Source organism: Hyalangium ruber (genome assembly GCF_034259325.1).
Lineage (GTDB): Bacteria > Myxococcota > Myxococcia > Myxococcales > Myxococcaceae > Hyalangium_A > Hyalangium_A rubrum.
Window position 1 is genome coordinate 934,083 of record NZ_JAXIVS010000002.1, and the last position, 16,303, is coordinate 950,385.

Annotated in this window: 13 protein-coding genes; 8 read left to right on the forward strand and 5 right to left on the reverse strand. The window is 69.6% G+C overall.

Annotated elements, in window-relative coordinates:
- The first annotated feature begins 66 nt into the window (after positions 1-66).
- Together SYV04_RS08860 and SYV04_RS08865 are read left to right on the forward strand one after the other, a co-directional pair.
- The gene (locus SYV04_RS08860; RefSeq protein ID WP_321545211.1) at positions 67-1,419 is read left to right on the forward strand and encodes an RtcB family protein; all 1,353 of its coding nucleotides are present in this window, start codon (positions 67-69) and stop codon (positions 1,417-1,419) included.
- Positions 1,420-1,517: 98 nt separating this feature from the next.
- Positions 1,518-2,411 (forward strand): TIGR02266 family protein, encoded by an 894-nt coding sequence (locus tag SYV04_RS08865; protein WP_321545212.1) that lies wholly within the window; start codon positions 1,518-1,520, stop codon positions 2,409-2,411.
- Positions 2,412-2,437: 26 nt separating this feature from the next.
- On the opposite strand, the gene SYV04_RS08870 is transcribed toward SYV04_RS08865, so the two are convergent.
- Positions 2,438-3,088 carry a site-2 protease family protein gene (locus tag SYV04_RS08870; RefSeq protein ID WP_321545213.1) on the reverse strand — a complete coding sequence of 217 codons (651 nt, stop codon included), beginning with the start codon at positions 3,086-3,088 and terminating at the stop codon, positions 2,438-2,440.
- A 145-nt stretch (positions 3,089-3,233) separates the two neighbouring features.
- Here SYV04_RS08870 and SYV04_RS08875 point away from each other — a divergent pair, with 145 nt between their 5' ends.
- From SYV04_RS08875 to SYV04_RS08890, 4 genes are all read left to right on the forward strand, one after another.
- Positions 3,234-3,746: a cupin domain-containing protein gene (locus SYV04_RS08875; RefSeq protein WP_321545214.1), complete on the forward strand. Its 513-nt coding sequence runs from the start codon at positions 3,234-3,236 to the stop codon at positions 3,744-3,746.
- A gap of 144 nt (positions 3,747-3,890) precedes the next feature.
- On the forward strand, positions 3,891-4,790 hold the full coding sequence (locus SYV04_RS08880; protein ID WP_422723922.1) for an MBL fold metallo-hydrolase: 900 nt from the start codon (positions 3,891-3,893) through the stop codon (positions 4,788-4,790).
- A 38-nt stretch (positions 4,791-4,828) separates the two neighbouring features.
- Positions 4,829-5,782 carry an AAA family ATPase gene (locus SYV04_RS08885; RefSeq protein ID WP_321545216.1) on the forward strand — a complete coding sequence of 318 codons (954 nt, stop codon included), beginning with the start codon at positions 4,829-4,831 and terminating at the stop codon, positions 5,780-5,782.
- 2 nt (positions 5,783-5,784) lie between these two features.
- Positions 5,785-6,435 carry a DUF4276 family protein gene (locus SYV04_RS08890; protein ID WP_321545217.1) on the forward strand — a complete coding sequence of 217 codons (651 nt, stop codon included), beginning with the start codon at positions 5,785-5,787 and terminating at the stop codon, positions 6,433-6,435.
- Positions 6,436-6,438: 3 nt separating this feature from the next.
- Here SYV04_RS08890 and SYV04_RS08895 read toward each other — a convergent pair whose 3' ends face one another.
- Positions 6,439-8,715, reverse strand: coding sequence for a sensor histidine kinase (locus SYV04_RS08895; protein ID WP_321545218.1), 2,277 nt, complete (start codon positions 8,713-8,715; stop codon positions 6,439-6,441).
- 125 nt (positions 8,716-8,840) lie between these two features.
- Positions 8,841-9,998: an App1 family protein gene (locus SYV04_RS08900; RefSeq protein ID WP_321545219.1), complete on the reverse strand. Its 1,158-nt coding sequence runs from the start codon at positions 9,996-9,998 to the stop codon at positions 8,841-8,843.
- A gap of 329 nt (positions 9,999-10,327) precedes the next feature.
- Here SYV04_RS08900 and SYV04_RS08905 point away from each other — a divergent pair, with 329 nt between their 5' ends.
- Positions 10,328-12,352: an ATP-binding protein gene (locus SYV04_RS08905; RefSeq protein WP_321545220.1), complete on the forward strand. Its 2,025-nt coding sequence runs from the start codon at positions 10,328-10,330 to the stop codon at positions 12,350-12,352.
- 9 nt (positions 12,353-12,361) lie between these two features.
- On the opposite strand, the gene SYV04_RS08910 is transcribed toward SYV04_RS08905, so the two are convergent.
- Entirely contained in the window at positions 12,362-14,281 is a 1,920-nt protein-coding gene (locus tag SYV04_RS08910; protein WP_321545221.1) for a glycoside hydrolase family 15 protein, read from the reverse strand.
- A 9-nt stretch (positions 14,282-14,290) separates the two neighbouring features.
- Positions 14,291-15,379: a glucose 1-dehydrogenase gene (locus SYV04_RS08915; RefSeq protein WP_321545222.1), complete on the reverse strand. Its 1,089-nt coding sequence runs from the start codon at positions 15,377-15,379 to the stop codon at positions 14,291-14,293.
- Between the two features lie 200 nt (positions 15,380-15,579).
- Here SYV04_RS08915 and SYV04_RS08920 point away from each other — a divergent pair, with 200 nt between their 5' ends.
- Positions 15,580-16,200 carry a hypothetical protein gene (locus SYV04_RS08920; RefSeq protein ID WP_321545223.1) on the forward strand — a complete coding sequence of 207 codons (621 nt, stop codon included), beginning with the start codon at positions 15,580-15,582 and terminating at the stop codon, positions 16,198-16,200.
- Positions 16,201-16,303: the final 103 nt, after the last annotated feature.

The window sequence follows — 16,303 nt, forward strand, 5'->3', positions numbered from 1 at the left end:
CGGTCAGCTTCTTTTGGATGCTCCCGTCGCTGGCGCGTGTTGAATACCCCTCGGGAGGGTCACGCCATGAGCTGGATTCAAAGGTTGGAGAAGGTCTCCGAAGGCCACTACGTGCTGCCGAAGACCAAGACGATGCGGGTCGACGCCGACCTGTTCCTGTCCGACAAGCTCCTCTATGGCGAGGGCCCCGAGACGCCCGGCCTCGAGGAGGCCGTCTTCGACCAGGTCGTCAACGCCGCCTCCTTCCCCGGCGTCTCCCGCGTCGCGGTGACTCCGGACTGCCACCTCGGTTACGGCGTGCCCATCGGCACCGTGGTGGAGACCGACGGAATCCTCCTGCCCACCGCCGCTGGCTACGACATCGGCTGCGGCATGGTGCAGCTCAAGACGACGCTCACCGCCGAGGACGTGGCCGACAAGGCCAAGCGCCGGCGGTGGATCGACGAAGTGATTCAGCGCATCGCCGTGGGCGTGGGCGCCAGCCGGGTGCAGAAGCAGCGCCACATCAACCCCCGCACCTTCGCCGAGGTGGTGCGCCATGGCGCCAAGGCCCTGGGCCGCGGCTCCTCCACCACCGAGCGCGACTTCATCCCCGTGGAGGATGACCGGGTGGACATCCCCGAGCGCGCCTATGACAAACGCGACCAGCTCGGCAGCCTGGGCGGCGGCAACCACTTCACCGAGATGCAGGTGGATGAGGAGGGCCGCGTGTGGGTGATGCTGCACACCGGCAGCCGCGGCTTCGGGTGGAACATCGCCAAGCACTTCTTCGTGGAGGGCGCGCACGCGCTGGGCCTCAAGAGCCGCAGCGAGGACTTCATCTGGTTGGACGCCGAGTCGAAGCTGGGCCGCGAGTACTGGAACCTCCACAACATGGCGGCCAACTTCGCCGTGGCCAACCGGCTCATCATCGGCGAGGCGGTGTGCGCCGCGCTCGAGGAGGTGTTCGGCGGCACGGCGGACATCTATTACGAAATCTCCCACAACCTCATCCAGAAGGAGGCCGGCAAGTTCGTGGCCCGCAAGGGCGCCACCCGCGCCTTCCCCAAGGGGCACCCCGCGCTGAAGAAGACGGCCTGGGAGAACACCGGCCACCCCATCCTCATCCCCGGCAGCATGGAGACGGGCAGCGCCATCCTCTTCGCCGAGGAGGGGGCCGAGAAGTCCATCTACTCGGTGAACCACGGCTCGGGCCGCCGGCTGTCGCGCGGCGAGGCCCGCCGGGTGCTCCAGCAGGAGGAGACGGACCGGCGCATGGCCGAGGCCGGCATCCTCCTCAACACCCGCACCACGCCGCTGGACGAGTCGGGGCCCTGCTACAAGAACCTCGACGACGTGCTGGAGACGGTGGAGATGGCGGGGCTGGCCAAGGTGGTTCACCGCCTCCGGCCGCTGGCCTGCATCAAGGGCGCGGACTGAGCCTCGGGTGCTCGCCTGCCTGCATGCCTGGAGTCCTCCGGGCATGTAGGCCCACCGGGGACTCGTGACCGGGACCCAGGGGCGCTAGAGTGGCGCGCGTGCCGTCCAACGCCTCTCCCCGTCCCCCCATGGCCCGTGAGTCCGAGCTGGCGCGCGCCGAGTCCGAACTTGGCGCGCTGGAGAACCGTCTCGCGGATCAGGTAGCGCGTGCCACCACCGAGGCCACCACCCTGGCCTCGCGGCTGACGCAGGTGCGCGCCGAGCTGGCGCGGATGCAGACCGAGCACTCCGGGGACATCACCCTGCCGGAGATCGGCGCCCGGCTGCAGGCGGCGGCCATTCCCGAGCTGGCGGTGGAGTCCGCGCGCGAGAAGGCGCTGGAGGCCCGCCAGCAGGCGCTGGAGGCCCGCCGCCTCGCCACGCAGGATGTGCAGATCGCCCTGCATGCCTTCCAGCAGCAGACCACCGCGCTGACGCGGGAGCTGTCCGAGGCCGAGTCACACCTGAAGCAGCTTACCGAGGCGGCCGCCCGCGCCCGTCGCGAGCAGGAGGCGGCCCGCAACCGTCAGGCCCAGCAGGCCCGCGCCGAGGCCACCCGGGCCAGGGCGCCCGCCCGGGCCGCTCCCGCCCCCGCCGCTTCCACGAGCAGCTCGGCCCGCGAGTACGCACGGGTGCGGATGCAGGCGACCATCAGCCTTGGCAGCGACTCGAACTTCTTCACCGGCTTCTCCACGGACATCAGCAGCGGTGGCATCTTCGTGGCCACGGTGGAGACGGTGCCGCGAGGCACCACGGTGGACCTGGACTTCACCCTGCCGGGAGGCCGCCCGATGAAGGCCAGCGGCGTGGTGCGCTGGCTGCGCGAGCCCAACGACCGGACGCCGGACCTCATGCCGGGAGTGGGCGTGCAGTTCCACGAGCTGCCGGCCGAGGTGGCCTCGGTCATCTCGGACTTCGTGCGCAAGCGCGAGCCGCTGTTCTTCCCGGACTGAGCCGGGAAGCCGCCGGCCCCCCGCGCTCAGCTCAGCCCGATGCTCAGGGAGAGGTTCTGGAGCACTCCCCAGATGTAGCTGACCGGGCCCGAGATGAGCCGCCGTCCGAAGAAGATGATGCCCAGCAGCAGGAAGGGGCTGAGCTGCACCACCTTCTCCCAGGTATCCCGCATCCGGTAGGGCAGGAAGCGCTCCACCACGCGGCTGCCATCCAGCGGCGGAATGGGCAGCATGTTGAAGACGGCCAGGCCGATGTTGCCCATGACCATGTAGAGCATGAAGACCTCCAGCCCGGGGTTGGCCTGGAGCGTGTCCGGCGCCAGCCGCAGGCACAGGCCGTAGGACACCGAGCCGGCGATCGCCAGCAGCAGGTTGGACAAGGGGCCCGCCAGGGCCGTGAGCATCATCCCCGTGCCCATGTTCACGCCCCGCCGGAAGCGCGCGGGGTTGACGGGCACCGGCTTGGCCCACCCGAACGGGATGCCCAGCGCGGGCAGCAGCACCGAGCCCAGCGGGTCGATGTGGGCCAGCGGATCCAACGTCAGCCGGCCCTGCGCCGCCGCGGTGTCGTCTCCCAACTTCCAGGCGCTCCACGCATGAGCAAACTCATGCACCGTGAGCGACAGGACGAGGGGGATGACGCGCATCACCGCCTCCATGAGCCATTGTCCATCCATGGGCACCTCTTTAGAGCGCGGAGGCGGGTGCGCGCCAGCCTCCTTCGCTGACCATCTGACACTGGTGGCTGCCTGCCTGCCCGGGAATGCCTATGCTTGTCATCCTCTATCCATGGGGGCCTGGCGCCCCACCGAGGGGGCAGGGATGAGAAGTGATAGCGAAACACCGCCGAGCCAGGGGCTCGGCACGAGCGTGCGCAGTGTGAATTGCCGTCGCCCCCGCTGGGACTCGCGTCGGTCGGCGGCGAACGGCGCCGCGGAAGGAGTACACGCCGCCACCGTCTCCGCAGGCTCCCAGGTGGAGAAGGTGAACCTCGCCGAGAAGTTCGCGCGCTTCTCCGAGCACTGGCAGCCCAAGGTGGTAGGTGAGCTCAATGGGCAGCACGTGAAGCTCGCCCGGCTCCTGGGCCCCTTCGAGTGGCACCACCATGAGGCCGAGGATGAGCTGTTCCTCGTGGTGCAGGGCCGGCTACGAATGGAATTGCGCGACCGGACGGTGGAGCTGGAGCCCGGCGAGTTCCTCATCGTCCCCCGAGGCGTGGAGCACCGACCCGTGGCGGACGAGGAGGTGCAGGTGCTGCTCTTCGAGCCGGCCTCGACGCTCAACACGGGCAACCTTCGCAGCGAGCGGACGGTCGAGCACCCGGAGCACCTCTAGGCGCTCCCCTGGTACACGGACAGCCGTGCGGCCCCACGGCCCTGCTGTCCCTGGTACAGATTCCTCCCGCGCACCTTGCGGCACACCTTTGCTCCGGAACCGGGCCGCCACAGGCCCCGCGCCCTGGAGCCGAGAGCCATGCCGCTGCGCATTCACCACCTCAATTGCACGACGATGTGTCCGCCCGGCCGGCGGCTGATGGACGGACGCAAGGGAGTGTCCGGCCCGGCGGCCCTGGTGTGCCACTGCCTATTGGTGGAGACGGACCGGAAGCTGGTGCTGGTGGACACGGGCTTCGGGCTCAATGACGTGCTGGAGCCCCGGCCGCGCCTGAGCCCCCTGTTCCTCGATGTGCTGTGCCGGCCCAAGCTCCAGGAGGAGATGACGGCCATCCGCCAGCTCCAGCGGCTGGGCTTCAAGCCCGAGGACGTCACCGACATCCTCCTCACGCACCTGGACTTCGACCACGCGGGCGGGCTGGATGACTTCCCGTGGGCGAGGGTCCACCTGATGGACGCGGAGTACCAGGCGGCGGTGGCGCAGAAGACGGCGCTGGACCGCCGGCGCTTCCGGCCGCGCCAATGGATGCACGAGGCGAACTGGGTGACGTACCCCACGCCCCGAGGCGGCGAGCGTTGGTTCGGCTTCGAGAGCGTGCGCGAGCTGTCGGGCCTGCCTCCGGAGTTGCTCCTCGTGCCGCTCCAGGGCCATACGGAGGGGCACGCGGGCATCGCCCTCCAGGTGGACAACCGCTGGCTGCTGCACGCGGGTGACGCGTACTTCTTCCACGGGGAGATGGACGCGCAGCGGCGCTGCCCGCCGGGCCTGCGCTTCTACCAGACGCTGATGCAGAAGAACGCGCGCCTGCGCCACCGCAACCAGGAGCGGCTGCGCGAGCTGGTGCGCCAGCACGGCGCCAACGTCACCGTCTTCTGCGCCCACGACGCCGAGGAGTTCGAGCGCCTGGAGGAGGCCGAGAAGGTCCCCGCCGACTCGCCCTTCCGGCTGGTACCGGCAGAGTCCGTGCCCACGCTCCACGTGTGAAATCAGGCGCTGGGGCTCAGGACTGGTAAGGTGGGCGTGTGATCGAGTCGGTCCACTTCCAGAACTTCCGCTGCCTGCGGGACGTAAAGCTGAACCTTGCCCCGCTCACCGTGCTGGTGGGGCCTAACTCGTCCGGCAAGACCACGGTGCTGGAAGGGCTCCAACCTCGTCAGTTCGACATCGCAGATGTCTGGAGGCAAGACACATCGCTCAAAGTATCGGTGAAATGGGGCTACAGCAACGAGAAGCCAGAGATTACGACAACGGCAAAGCCTCCCGGCGAAACCTCCCTTTACAATTCACGCCTTTCTTTGTGGATCAGCAATTGGAGTCACCCCCATCAGGTTCAATCCCTGGCCCTCGATCTCAAGGCGCTTCGCGGCGAGAACGTGCTAGCCGCCGCGCAGCAGTTGAGCCGCGCTGGAGAGAACCTGACCAATGTCTTCGCCACCCTCACCCGGCAGCAACAAGCCGCTGTCGCCAAAGAACTGTGTCGGTTAGTACCGATGTTCAGCGATGTGGACTTGGAGCCCACAGCGAACGGCAGGCAGCGGCTGCGCTTTCAAGACCGTTGGGACCCAGACCTGTGGCTTGCCCCCTCCCAAGTGTCGGACGGCACGATGCTCGTGCTCGCCTTTCTCGTGCTCCAGCACCAGAACCCGCCCGCAGACATCCTCACAATTGAGGAGCCCGAGCGAGCCCTGCATCCCTACCTCCTAGAAGAACTCATTCAACTGCTGCGCAAGATGACCACCGGAGAGATTGGCCGAAAGCCGATCCAGGTCATCCTCGCTACCCACTCCGCCGAGCTGCTCGAGTACGTACGCCCTGAGGAAGTTCGCTTTCTCACCCGTTCACCCGAGGACGGCTCCGTGCAGGTGAACGAGGCGCCGACGAACTCCACCAACTGGCAGCAGGTCTATAAGGAGTATCGCGAGTCTCTCGGCAGCATCTGGCTCTCCGGCAGCATGGGCGGCGTCCCGGGGCGCTGAGCATGTTCCGTGTCGTCGTCTACGCCGAAGGCGCGGGAGAACTCGCGGGCACCTCCAACTTCCCTCGCGCTCCCGGTTCGACCCTTCTTGAAGAGGAGCTGGGCTCCGCTCACCTGCTCGTGCGCCGGTGCTTGGAGAAATCCCGGGGCCTCGACGCCTCGCTCGTACAGTTCGAGGAGCCGCTGCGCACCGGCCGCGGAAAACTCGCTCGTGGCAGCATCCTTCATAGCCCCAACACCCTGCGTCCCCTGCTCTTCTGGGCCGACCCGGGCCGACAGCCTGACCTCGCCGTGGTCCTCGTCGACGCGGACGGAGATGAGGAGCGCCAGCCCTTGCTCGACTCCGCGCTCGAGGGCATCCCCGTCGAAGCCGTCGTCTCCGTCGCCATCCAGGAGTTCGAAGCGTGGCTTGTCGCTGACACCGCAGCGCTCCAATCGGTCCTGCGTCAGCCCTTGGCCCCGCCCAAGCCTCCCGAGAAGCTCTCCCGGCGCCAGGCCAAGGAACTCCTCCAGCAGTGGTGTGAGCAGCACGCCCGCAGCCGTGATGCCGCAGAGATCCGAAGAGACATCGCGCGCCAGTGCGATCTCGACACACTCCGGCAGCAATGCACCGCCTTCGCCCGGTTCCTGCACAAGCTCCAAGCGCCTCGCTGAAGCTCAGTGTCGGTCCGAACCAAAGCTCGGGCCCAGATCCACGCCGGGGTGCAGCTCCTGGGGCAGGTCAACCGTGAAGGCCGCCCCGTCCCCCGGCGTGCTGTCCACCCGGATGGTGCCCCCATGCGCCTCCACCAACTGGCGGACGATGTAGAGCCCCAGCCCGAACCCCGCGTGCTGCCCCGCCGACCGCTCCCGCTCGAAGCGCTCGAAGATGCGCCGCTGCGCCTCCGGCGGAATCCCCACCCCGTGGTCCCGCACCGTCAGCTGCGCATGCCCTCCCACCCGCTCCAGCCGTAGCTCCACCGGCTTGCCCCGCCCGAACTTCAGCGCGTTCGACAACAGGTTCGTCACCACCCGCTCCAGCCGCAGCCGGTCCCACCACCCCACCAGCCCCGCCTCCGCCTCGATGCGGATGGTGCAGCCCGCCTCGGCCGCCTGCTCCGTGTGGCGCTCCACCACCTCGCGCACCAGCTCCGCCAGGTCCACCCGCGACACCTCCAGCGCCAGCTTCCCCGAGGACAGTCGCGACAAGTCCAACAGGTTGTGCAACAGCTGCCCCAGCCGCTGTCCGTGCCGCAGCGCCGCCGCCAACCCCTCGCGCACCCGCTCCGGCTCGTGCTCCGGCACCACCCGCTGCAGCCGCGCCAGCAACAGCTGCATCGCGTTGAGCGGGTTGCCCAGGTCATGCGACGCCACGCCGATCAGCTCCAGCGCCCGCTGCGCCTCCTGGAACAGCCGCGCGTTGTCCACCGCCAGCGCCGCCCGCCCCGCCAGCTCCTCCAGGAAGACCTGGTCCGTCGCCGTGTAGCGCCGCTCCGGTGACGAGGACACCAGCACCAACGCCCCCGAGCGCTGCTCCCCCACCGCCACCGGCACGCTGAGCGCCGAGCGCAGCTCCAACCGCCGCAAGAGCCGCAGGTGGTCCTCGTCCCATGCCACCTCCGCCAACCGCTCCTCCGTCACCTCCTCCGCCCGCTCCGCGTGGCCGATGCGGATGACCGGCGCCAGCCCACAGGGACTGTCCATGTCCGGCGGGTAGCGGTGCAAGAGCTCCCACAACGCCCGCTCCTTGTCCGCCTCCGCGTGCGTCACCGCGCGCGGCAACAGCCGGCCCCCCGGAGACAACAGGAAGAGCACGCACCCGTCCGCCAGCTCCGGCACCATCAGCCGCGCCAGCTCCGCCAACGTCAGGTCCGGCTCCAACAACTGGTTGAAGATGCGGCCGGCCTCCGCGAACAGCCGCTGGGTGCGCTCCACCCGGCGCCGCTCCGTAATGTCGCGCGTCACCTTGGCGAAGCCCCGCAGCTCCCCCGCGTCGTCCCTCAGCGCCGTGTAGATGACCTCTCCCCAGAATCGGGTGCCGTCCTTGCGCACCCGCCAGCCCTCGGCGCGCAGCCGCCCGTCCCGCTCGGCCCGCGTCAGGTCCCGCTCCGGCTCCCCCGCCGCCACCGCCTCTGGCGTATAGAAGATGGAGATGTGGCGCCCCAGCACCTCGTCCTCCCGCCACCCCTTGATGCGCTCGGCCCCGGGGTTCCAGCTCTCCACCCGCCCCCGCGAGTCCAGCAGGTAGATGGCGTAGTCCTGCACCCCCTCCACCACCAGCCGGAAGCGCTGCTCGGAGGCCTCCGCCTCCTTGTACAGCGGACGCACCTGACGGGTGAGCACCCACGCCAGGCACACCATCCCCAACATCCCCAGCGAGGCCACGGAGATGACGAGCACCAGCGCGCTCCGGTCCTCCAGCACCTCCTCCTGGATGGTCGAGACCAGCCGCGCCTCGCTGTGGCGCACCAACCGCTCCAGCGCCGCCTCCGTCTGGTCTCGCGTGTGCCCCATCAGGGTGACCTGCTGCGCATCCACCGCCCGCAGGCCCGGCTCCCGGATCAACGGCTCCAGCAATCCGCTCAGCGCCTGCTCGTGCGCGTTCTCGGTGCGCGACACCTCGGTCAGCAGCACGGCCTCCTCTCCGTTGCGCAGCCGCATCCGCAGCCGCTCCATCACCGAGAGGAAGCGCTGGCGATCGGCCTGCTTGCGCTCGTGGAACAACGGCTGGCGCGTGAGCATGAAGTCCCGACTGCTGGCCACCTTGTCGCTGAACGAGCGCCGCAGCCGCTCCACCTCGAGCAGATCCGTCGAGCGCTCCAGCACCTCCATCTCATTGCCCACGTGGACCGAGCGCACGGCCAGCACCGACGTCACCAGAATGGCGACCGCCACCACTCCGGAGGCCACAAGTCCGGCCCCCACGCGGCGCGCGAACGTCCACCGACGCCTCATGTCCCCCCCTCGGCGCTCCCCCAGACAAAGGGGAGGCCCTTTCATAAGGTGTGCCAGGGGGGGAGGGGGATGAAGCCGTGCTCCTGGGCAGGTCGGTGTTGAAAACCCGGCCTCTCCCGAGGTGTCTAGCTGCCCTTACGTCCCAGTGCGTCCAGCACCGTGCGCGCGTCGGCGTCCTCCTGCTGGTGCTCCTGCACGCGCGGCACCTCCTGCCAGCGGATCCACCCCGCCTGGGCCGCGTGCCGCGCCGCGCTCACCGTGTCGTCCACCACCACCAGCTGGCTGCCCGCCTCGCGCACCTCCTGGGCGAGGCGCTCCAGCTCCACTGCCCGCTGTGCCCGGGAGGGCACATTGCGGATGTACACGCAGCGCACCCGCCCGGGGTACTCGCGGACGATGGTGCGGTAGTGCTCGGCATCCTCCTGCCCGCTGTCGCCAATGAGGATGAAGGGCAGCGTCTCCAGCGTGCCCAGCACCCCTCGAATCTTCTCCAGCTTGTGCCCGTGCCCGCCCCCTGGCGCGAAGCCGTGCCGGCTCAGCCCCCAGTCACGCAGGAGCAGCGGCCCGTTCGGAATGCGGTGCAGCGCCAGGAACTCATCCAGGTGCTCGTACAGGTTCCACGGGCTGCTGGAGACATAGAAGATGGGGTTGTCGGCCAGCCCGCCGTGGCCCTCGCGCAGCGCCGAGTAGAAGGCATCCACGCCCTCGAAGGGCAGGCGCGTGCGGTGCTCGGTGAGAAACAGCGCCCAGGCGCGCTTGAGCGGGTTGGTGACGCCGGTGACGATGACGGTGTCGTCGATGTCGCTGATGATGCCCAGCTCCGCCTGGGGGCCGGCCACCAGCACCTGCGCGGAGACGATGGGCACCCCTTGCGGCTCGGGCTCCAGCAGCTCCAACTCCACCACGTTCCACCCCGGGCGCACCCCGGGCGGAGGTGCCACCCACAGCTCCAGGAAGCCCTCGTCGTCGGTGGTGCCCTCCCAGCGCTTGTCCCCCCAATGCACCGCCACGCGCGCCCCGGGAATCTCCACCGTCGCGTAGCGCTTGTACGAGGCGATGGCGCTGCCCACCAGCGAGCGCCGCAGGTGCGAGGGCTTCACGAAGCGGTCCTCCAGCACCCGCGCCTGGATGAGCACCCGCTCCGCCGTGCCGTAGCCCCGGTAGGGAAGGATTCGCAGCGGCCGGGCCAGCCCCATGCGGCGGCGCACGCCGCGGCTGAAGCGGTCCCACCGCGCATCGGCCCGGACGGCCAGTTCGAAGAAGGCGGGCTTGAGCGGGCTCATGAGCGGTGAACGGCCTCCGGGGGGTTCTCTTCCTCTATACCGCCCAGCGCCCCAGGGCTCCGGTTCCTGCTCTGGAACCCACGTGGGCACACATCCACTCCTCTCAGCTTCCAAGAAAATTAGGGTGAAGCGGTTCTCCCGGCGCCCAGAAGCTGCAGCCTCGTGGTAGAAATGCGGTGCAGAGGACAATTCGTCGAGGGGGAGCTGCGCGCTCGTAGGAGGGTGCGATGATTCACAATGCGAGCCCCCGCGTTTTGGGGCCCAGCAGCGCTCGATTGGAGTTCTCCCGGTTGGAGCCTTCCGGCCCGCCCTCCCGAACCAGTGGGGGCGTGAGCGCTGGAGTCCTTCCTTGGAACGAGAAGGCCCGCCTGGAGGCGCTGCGCAGCTACGAGGTGCTGGACACCGCGCCCGAGCCCTCCTTCGACGACATCACCCAGCTGGCGGCGCAGCTGTGCGACGCCCCCGTGGCGCTCATCACCTTGGTGGATGAGACGCGCGTGTGGTTCAAGTCCCGCGTGGGAGTGGATCTGCGGGAGGTGCCGCGAGAGACCTCCTTCTGTACCCACACCGTGCAGCACTCCTCGCTGTTCGTGCTGCCCGACGTGCTGGAGGACCCCCGCTTCGTCGACCTGCAAGAGGTCCACACGGATCCGACGCCGCGCTTCTACATGGGCGCGCCGCTGGTGACGCCCGAGGGCTACACGCTGGGCACGGTGTGCGTGCTGGACCGGGCACCGCGCGCGCCCCTGCCCCGCCACGCCCGGGCGCTGGAGGCGCTGGCCCGGCAGGTGGTGAGCCAGCTGGAGCTGCGGAAGATGAACCGGGCACAGACGCGGCTCATCGACGAGCTGCGCGCCACCAACGAGCGCTTCGAGGTGATTCAGCGCGCCACCAACGACATCATCTGGGACTGGGACCTGGTGGGCAACCGGGTGTCCTGGAGCGAGCGGGTGCAGGACGTGCTCGGCTACCCGGCCTCGAGCCAGGACTCGGGGTGGTGGTACTCGCTGGTCCACCCGGAGGACCGCGAGCGCGTGGCCGACAGCTTCCGCCAGGCGGTGCGCAACGGGGCGACGCACTGGTCGGAGGAGTACCGGGTGCGGCGCGCCAACGGCACCTACGCGCGGGTGCTGGACCGGGGCACCATCCTTCGCACGGCGCAGGGCATCCCGGTGCGAATCCTGGGCGCGGTGATGAACATGAGCGAGCGCGAGGAGATGCGGGCGCGGCTGGCGCAGGCCGACCGCATGGCCTCGGTGGGCACGCTGGCGGCCGGGGTGGCGCATGAAATCAACAACCCGCTGGCCTACGTCATCGCCAACCTGGACTATGTGCGCCAGGAGGTGGAGCAGGCCGCGGGTGCGCCGCTGAGGTCCGAGGAGGTGCCCCAGGCGCTCAAGGAGGCGCGCGAGGGCGCCGAGCGCATGCGCCTCATCGTCCGGGACCTGAAGATGTTCTCGCGGCCGGACGACGAGCGCTTGGAGCCGGTGGACTTGCACCGCGCCATCGACTCGGCGGTGACGATGGCCTGGAACCAGATCCGCCACCGCGCGCAGCTGGTGAAGTCGTACCAGCCCCTGCCCGCCGTGTACGCCAACGAGGCGCGGCTGGGGCAGGTGTTCCTCAACCTGCTGGTGAACGCGGCGCAGGCGATTCCCGAGGGCGCGGCGGACCGCAATGAAATCCTCGTCTCCACGCGGGTGGACGCCAAGGGGCGCATCCTCATCGAGGTGCGGGACACGGGCGCCGGAATCCCGGAGGAGATCCGCGCGAGAATCCTGGAGCCGTTCTTCACCACCAAGCCGCAGGGCATGGGCACGGGGCTGGGGCTGTCCATCTGCCATGGCATCATCACCAACCTGGGCGGAGAGCTGCAGTTCGAGACCGAGGTCGGCAAGGGCACGACGTTCCGCGTGGTGCTGCCTCCGCCCCAGGACACGGAGAAGGCGGTCGCGGCCGACAAGCCCGTGGAGGCGGCGGCGCGGCGGGGCCGCATCGTGGTGGTGGATGACGAGCAGCTGGTGCTCAACGCCATCAAGCGGGCGCTGCGGACGGAGCACGACGTGACGGTGTTCAACCGGGCCCAGGCGGCGCTGGAGTGGATGGAGCAGGGCGAGCCGTGGGATGTGCTCCTGTGCGACTTGATGATGCCGGAGATGACCGGCATGGAGTTCCACGCCGAGCTGAGCCGCCGGTGGCCGGAGCGGCTCAAGGACGTCGTCTTCGTCACCGGCGGGGCGTTCACGGAAGGGGCGCGCGAGTTCCTCGGCCAGCCGAGCATCTCCCGGCTGGAGAAGCCCTTCGAGCCCCCCGCGCTGCGCGAGGTGGTGGCGGAGCGGCTCAAGAGCCGGTGACGGGGACTTTCAGTCCCTCCGGCCCAAGGTGCGGTCCAGGTTGTATGCGGCGCTGATGAGCGACAGGTGGGTGAGCGCCTGGGGGAAGTTGCCCAGCGCCTCGCCCGAGGGCCCCGTCTGCTCCGCGTACAGCCCCACGTGGTTGGCGTAGCCCAGCATCCGCTCGAACGTCAGCCGCGCGTCCTCCAGGTACTGCGGCTTGGTGACGCTCGCCCGGGTGAGCGCCTCCACCAGCCAGAAGCTGCACAGGTTGAAGGTGCCCTCGCGCCCTTCAATCCCATCCAGCTTCGCGTCCGCGTCGTAGCGGAACACCAGTCCGTCGGACACCAGCCCTCCCTCCTCCGGCGGGCGGTGCATCGCCTTGAGCGTGGACAGCATGCGTGGGTCCACCGGCGAGAGGAAGAACACCAGCGGCATGAGCAGGTTCGCCGCGTCCAGCGCCTCGTGCCCGTAGGCCTGGATGAACGCGTGGCGATGGGTGCTCCACCCCTTCTGCATGATGTCTTCGAAGATGGCGTCCCGCACCGCCAGCCACCGCGCGCGGTCCGCCGGGAAGCTGCGCTTGTCCGCCAGCCGGATGGCCCGGTCCACCGCCACCCAGCACATCATCTTCGAGTACACGAAGTGGCGCCGCCCGCCGCGCACCTCCCAGATGCCCTCGTCCCGCTCCTTCCAGTGGTCGCACACCCAGTCCACCAGCCGCCGCAGGTGCCGCCAGAAGTCATAGCTGATGGGCGCCCCGTGCTTGTTGTACAGGTACACCGAGTCCATCAGCTCGCCGTAGATGTCGAGCTGGAGCTGATCCGCCGCCGCGTTGCCGATGCGCACCGGCCGCGCGCCGCCGTAGCCGCTCAGGTGCTCGAGCACCTCCTCCTTCGGCACCGGCGTGCCGTCGATGCTGTACATGAGCGCGAGCGGCGCGTCCTCGGGCAGCTCCGCGCAGCGCGCTTCGATCCACCGCATGAAGGCGCCCGCCTCCTCCTTGAAGCCCACCCGGAGGAACGCGTACACGGTGAAGGCCGCGTCCCGCAGCCACACGTAGCGGTAGTCCCAGTTGCGCACCCCGCCCGGTGACTCGGGCAGGCTGCAGGTGGGCGCCGCGACGATGGCCCCCGTGGGCTTGAAGGTGAGCAGCTTGAGCGCCAGCGCCGAGCGCTGCACCACCTCGCGCCAGCGCCCCGTGTACGAGCACTTCGACAGCCACCTTCGCCAGTAGTCCACCGTGTGCCGGAACAGCACCTCGGCCGATTCGTGGCTGTGGACCGTGTCCGTGCAGGAAGGGGGCGCGCCCTCGCGCAGGGTGAAGACCGCGGACTGGCCCTCGTGCAACACGAAGTGGGCTCGCACCCCTCGCGTGCCGATGTCCAGCGGCACCTTCGTGGACAGCGTGAGGCTCAGCGTCTCGGAGACGAAGCTCGCTCCGCCCGGAATGGCCCGCGTGGTGTGCGCGTCCCGCCCGTAGTTGAACGCCGGGAAGCACTCCAGCCCGAACGCCATCTCCCCACGCACCACGCGCACGCGCCGCAGCACCTCGCGCACGTGCTCGCGCTCGGCCGCCACCCCCATGGGCATGAAGTCGATGATCTCGCCCACGCCCTTGGGTGAGTAGAAGCGCGTCACCAGCACGTTGGTGTCCGGCCAGTAGAACTGTTTGTGGACCACCCCGTCCGGCTCCGGAGCGATGCGGAAGTGGCCTCCCCGCTCCGGATCCAGCAGCGCCGCGAAGACGCTGGGGCTGTCGAAGTTCGGAAAGCACAGCCAGTCCAGCGTCCCGTCCGTGCCCACCAGCGCCACCGTGCGCAGGTCTCCAATCACCCCGTGGTCCTCGATGGGCACCGAGCCTCCCGAGAACCGGCCCGTCCCGGGCCCCGAGCCCACCTGCGCCCGCTCGACGTCACCCACCGCTGGCCCGTTGTCCCCGCCGCTCATACGCGCTCCTCATCCAAAGGTGATGACGTGCTTGATGCCGCCCGCCTTGCCGGAGACGATCTTCTGGAAGTCCTCCGGGGGGTGGCGCGCGGTGATGAGGCGCTCGACCCGGCCCGGCCAGCGGGCCTGGAAGTGCCCCAGGTCCTCCAGCGCCGCCGCGAAGTCCGCGTCCGAGGCGTTCACCGTGCCCAGCACCAGCTGGTTGTTGAGCACCAGCTGCTTGAGCAGCGCCGCGCCCTCCAGCTCCAGCGGCTCCTTGCGGCCCGGCACTCCGGTGAAGATGAACACCCCGTTGGGGCCCAGCGCACGCAGCACCTCGAAGGCCGCCTTGGAGGCTCCCGCCGCCTCGTACACCACGTCCACGGGGCCCGCGAGCTTGCGCAGCTCCTCCACCGGCACCTCCTTCGAGGAGAGGTAGGGCACGCCCACGCCTTCCGAGGCCTCGGCCTTCGCGTTGGGCTTGGGCGAGCGCGAGTACATGGTGGTGCGGTACCCCGCGCGCAGGAGCGCCATGGCCCCCAGGAGCCCCACCGGCCCCGAGCCCAGCACCACCGCCCGCCCTGGCCCCGTGCTCCAGGGCAGCCGCTCCTTGAGCCGCTCCAGCTCTCGCAGCGCCTTCTCGGCGATGGTGAGCGGCTCGGTGAGCACCGCCACCTCGCGCAGCCCGGCGGGTACCCGGTGCAGGTAGGCCACCTCCTCCACGAAGAACTCCGCGCAGAAGCCGTGCGCCTTCTGGATGCCGCGCTCCGTGTAGTCCCCCGTCACGCAGAAGTCCGGGTAGCCGTGCCGACAGGCCTCGCAGCGCTCGTGAGGGCAGGGCCTCCGCACCCGGGGCACCACCAGGTCTCCTGCCTTGAGGCCCTGCACGCTCGCGCCTACTTCCACCACCTCGCCCAGCGCCTCGTGGCCCAGGATGAGGAAGTCCTCGCCCTCGGGCGGCGCGCCGTGGCGGAAGTCGATGATCTCCTTGTCCGTGCCGCACACGCCCACCTCCAGCGTGCGCACCCGGACCTGCGTCGGCGAGCGCAGGCGGGGCTCGGGTGCATCGTCGATGACGCGCACCTCGCGGGACTTCGGGAAGACAGCGACGGCCTTCATGACACCCCTCCTGGACGACGGCCTCCCAGCCCTCGCTGGCGCTCGACCTAGATGGCCCGCGCGCACGCGCATTGCAGCGACTCTGAGGGTGCGAGGCTCACGGGTGAACAGTCGGAAGGCGCGACCGTCCACCTGTCGGCGCAGCGAGGGTGGGTGGATTCCAGGTGCCGTGGCAGGCCCGTGGATCTATAGACGGGGGCGTGACCGAACCCGCTCCCTCGGAGACGCCCGCTGGCGGCGACGCACCGCCTTCCCGGGCCCGTGCCGCCACGCTGGGCGCCGTGGCCTTCGTGCTGCTGGCCGCGCCGTTCCTCGTCTTCGGAGGGATGCTGCTCAACCTGAAGGCGCGCGTGGAGCTGGCGTGTACTCCTGGCGGCCCGTGTACCCTGTTCCACCAGGGCTGGCTGACCCGCGAGCCGGTGGAGCGCTTCACGGTGGAGGAGCTCCAGGACGTCACGGTGGAGCGCAACCGCACCGGCCGCCGGGGCGGGGACAACCTCTACCGGCCCGTGCTGGAGACGCCTCGGGGCAAGTTCCCGCTGAGCTACAAGTGGCTGGAGCAGCTGGCCGATGCCGAGCGCACGGCGGAGGCGGTGAACCGCTTTCGCGCCGCTCCGCTGGCCGGGGGTGACACGGGGCTCGTGGTCTTCCACGACCAGCGGCGCACCCCGGGCCTGGTGGGCAGTGCGTTCAGCGGCGTGGGGCTGGTGCTGCTGGGGGTGAGCGGGTGGCTGGGCTTGAAGGCCCGCCGCCACCGCCGGGCCGAGCGCGCGAGCCAGCTGGCGAACACGCCGCGCGTTTATAGCGTCTCAGGAAAGTAATGTCCGAGCGGAAGAGCCAGGGTAGCTTGGCAGGATGCGCAGTCGAGGCTCGCCCGAAGAGTTGGAGCATCGGCGCTGGCTGGCCATCCAGCGCTTGGTGGAG

Bases quoted from the DNA above. Each gene is read 5' to 3' on its own strand.
- SYV04_RS08915 (WP_321545222.1), bottom strand. From the start codon at position 15,379: ATGAAGGCCGTCGCTGTCTTCCCGAAGTCCCGCGAGGTGCGCGTCATC.
- SYV04_RS08900 (WP_321545219.1), bottom strand. From the start codon at position 9,998: ATGAGCCCGCTCAAGCCCGCCTTCTTCGAACTGGCCGTCCGGGCCGAT.
- SYV04_RS08875 (WP_321545214.1), top strand. From the start codon at position 3,234: ATGAGAAGTGATAGCGAAACACCGCCGAGCCAGGGGCTCGGCACGAGC.
- SYV04_RS08890 (WP_321545217.1), top strand. From the start codon at position 5,785: ATGTTCCGTGTCGTCGTCTACGCCGAAGGCGCGGGAGAACTCGCGGGC.
- SYV04_RS08860 (WP_321545211.1), top strand. From the start codon at position 67: ATGAGCTGGATTCAAAGGTTGGAGAAGGTCTCCGAAGGCCACTACGTG.
- SYV04_RS08895 (WP_321545218.1), bottom strand. From the start codon at position 8,715: ATGAGGCGTCGGTGGACGTTCGCGCGCCGCGTGGGGGCCGGACTTGTG.
- SYV04_RS08910 (WP_321545221.1), bottom strand. From the start codon at position 14,281: ATGAGCGGCGGGGACAACGGGCCAGCGGTGGGTGACGTCGAGCGGGCG.
- SYV04_RS08870 (WP_321545213.1), bottom strand. From the start codon at position 3,088: ATGGATGGACAATGGCTCATGGAGGCGGTGATGCGCGTCATCCCCCTC.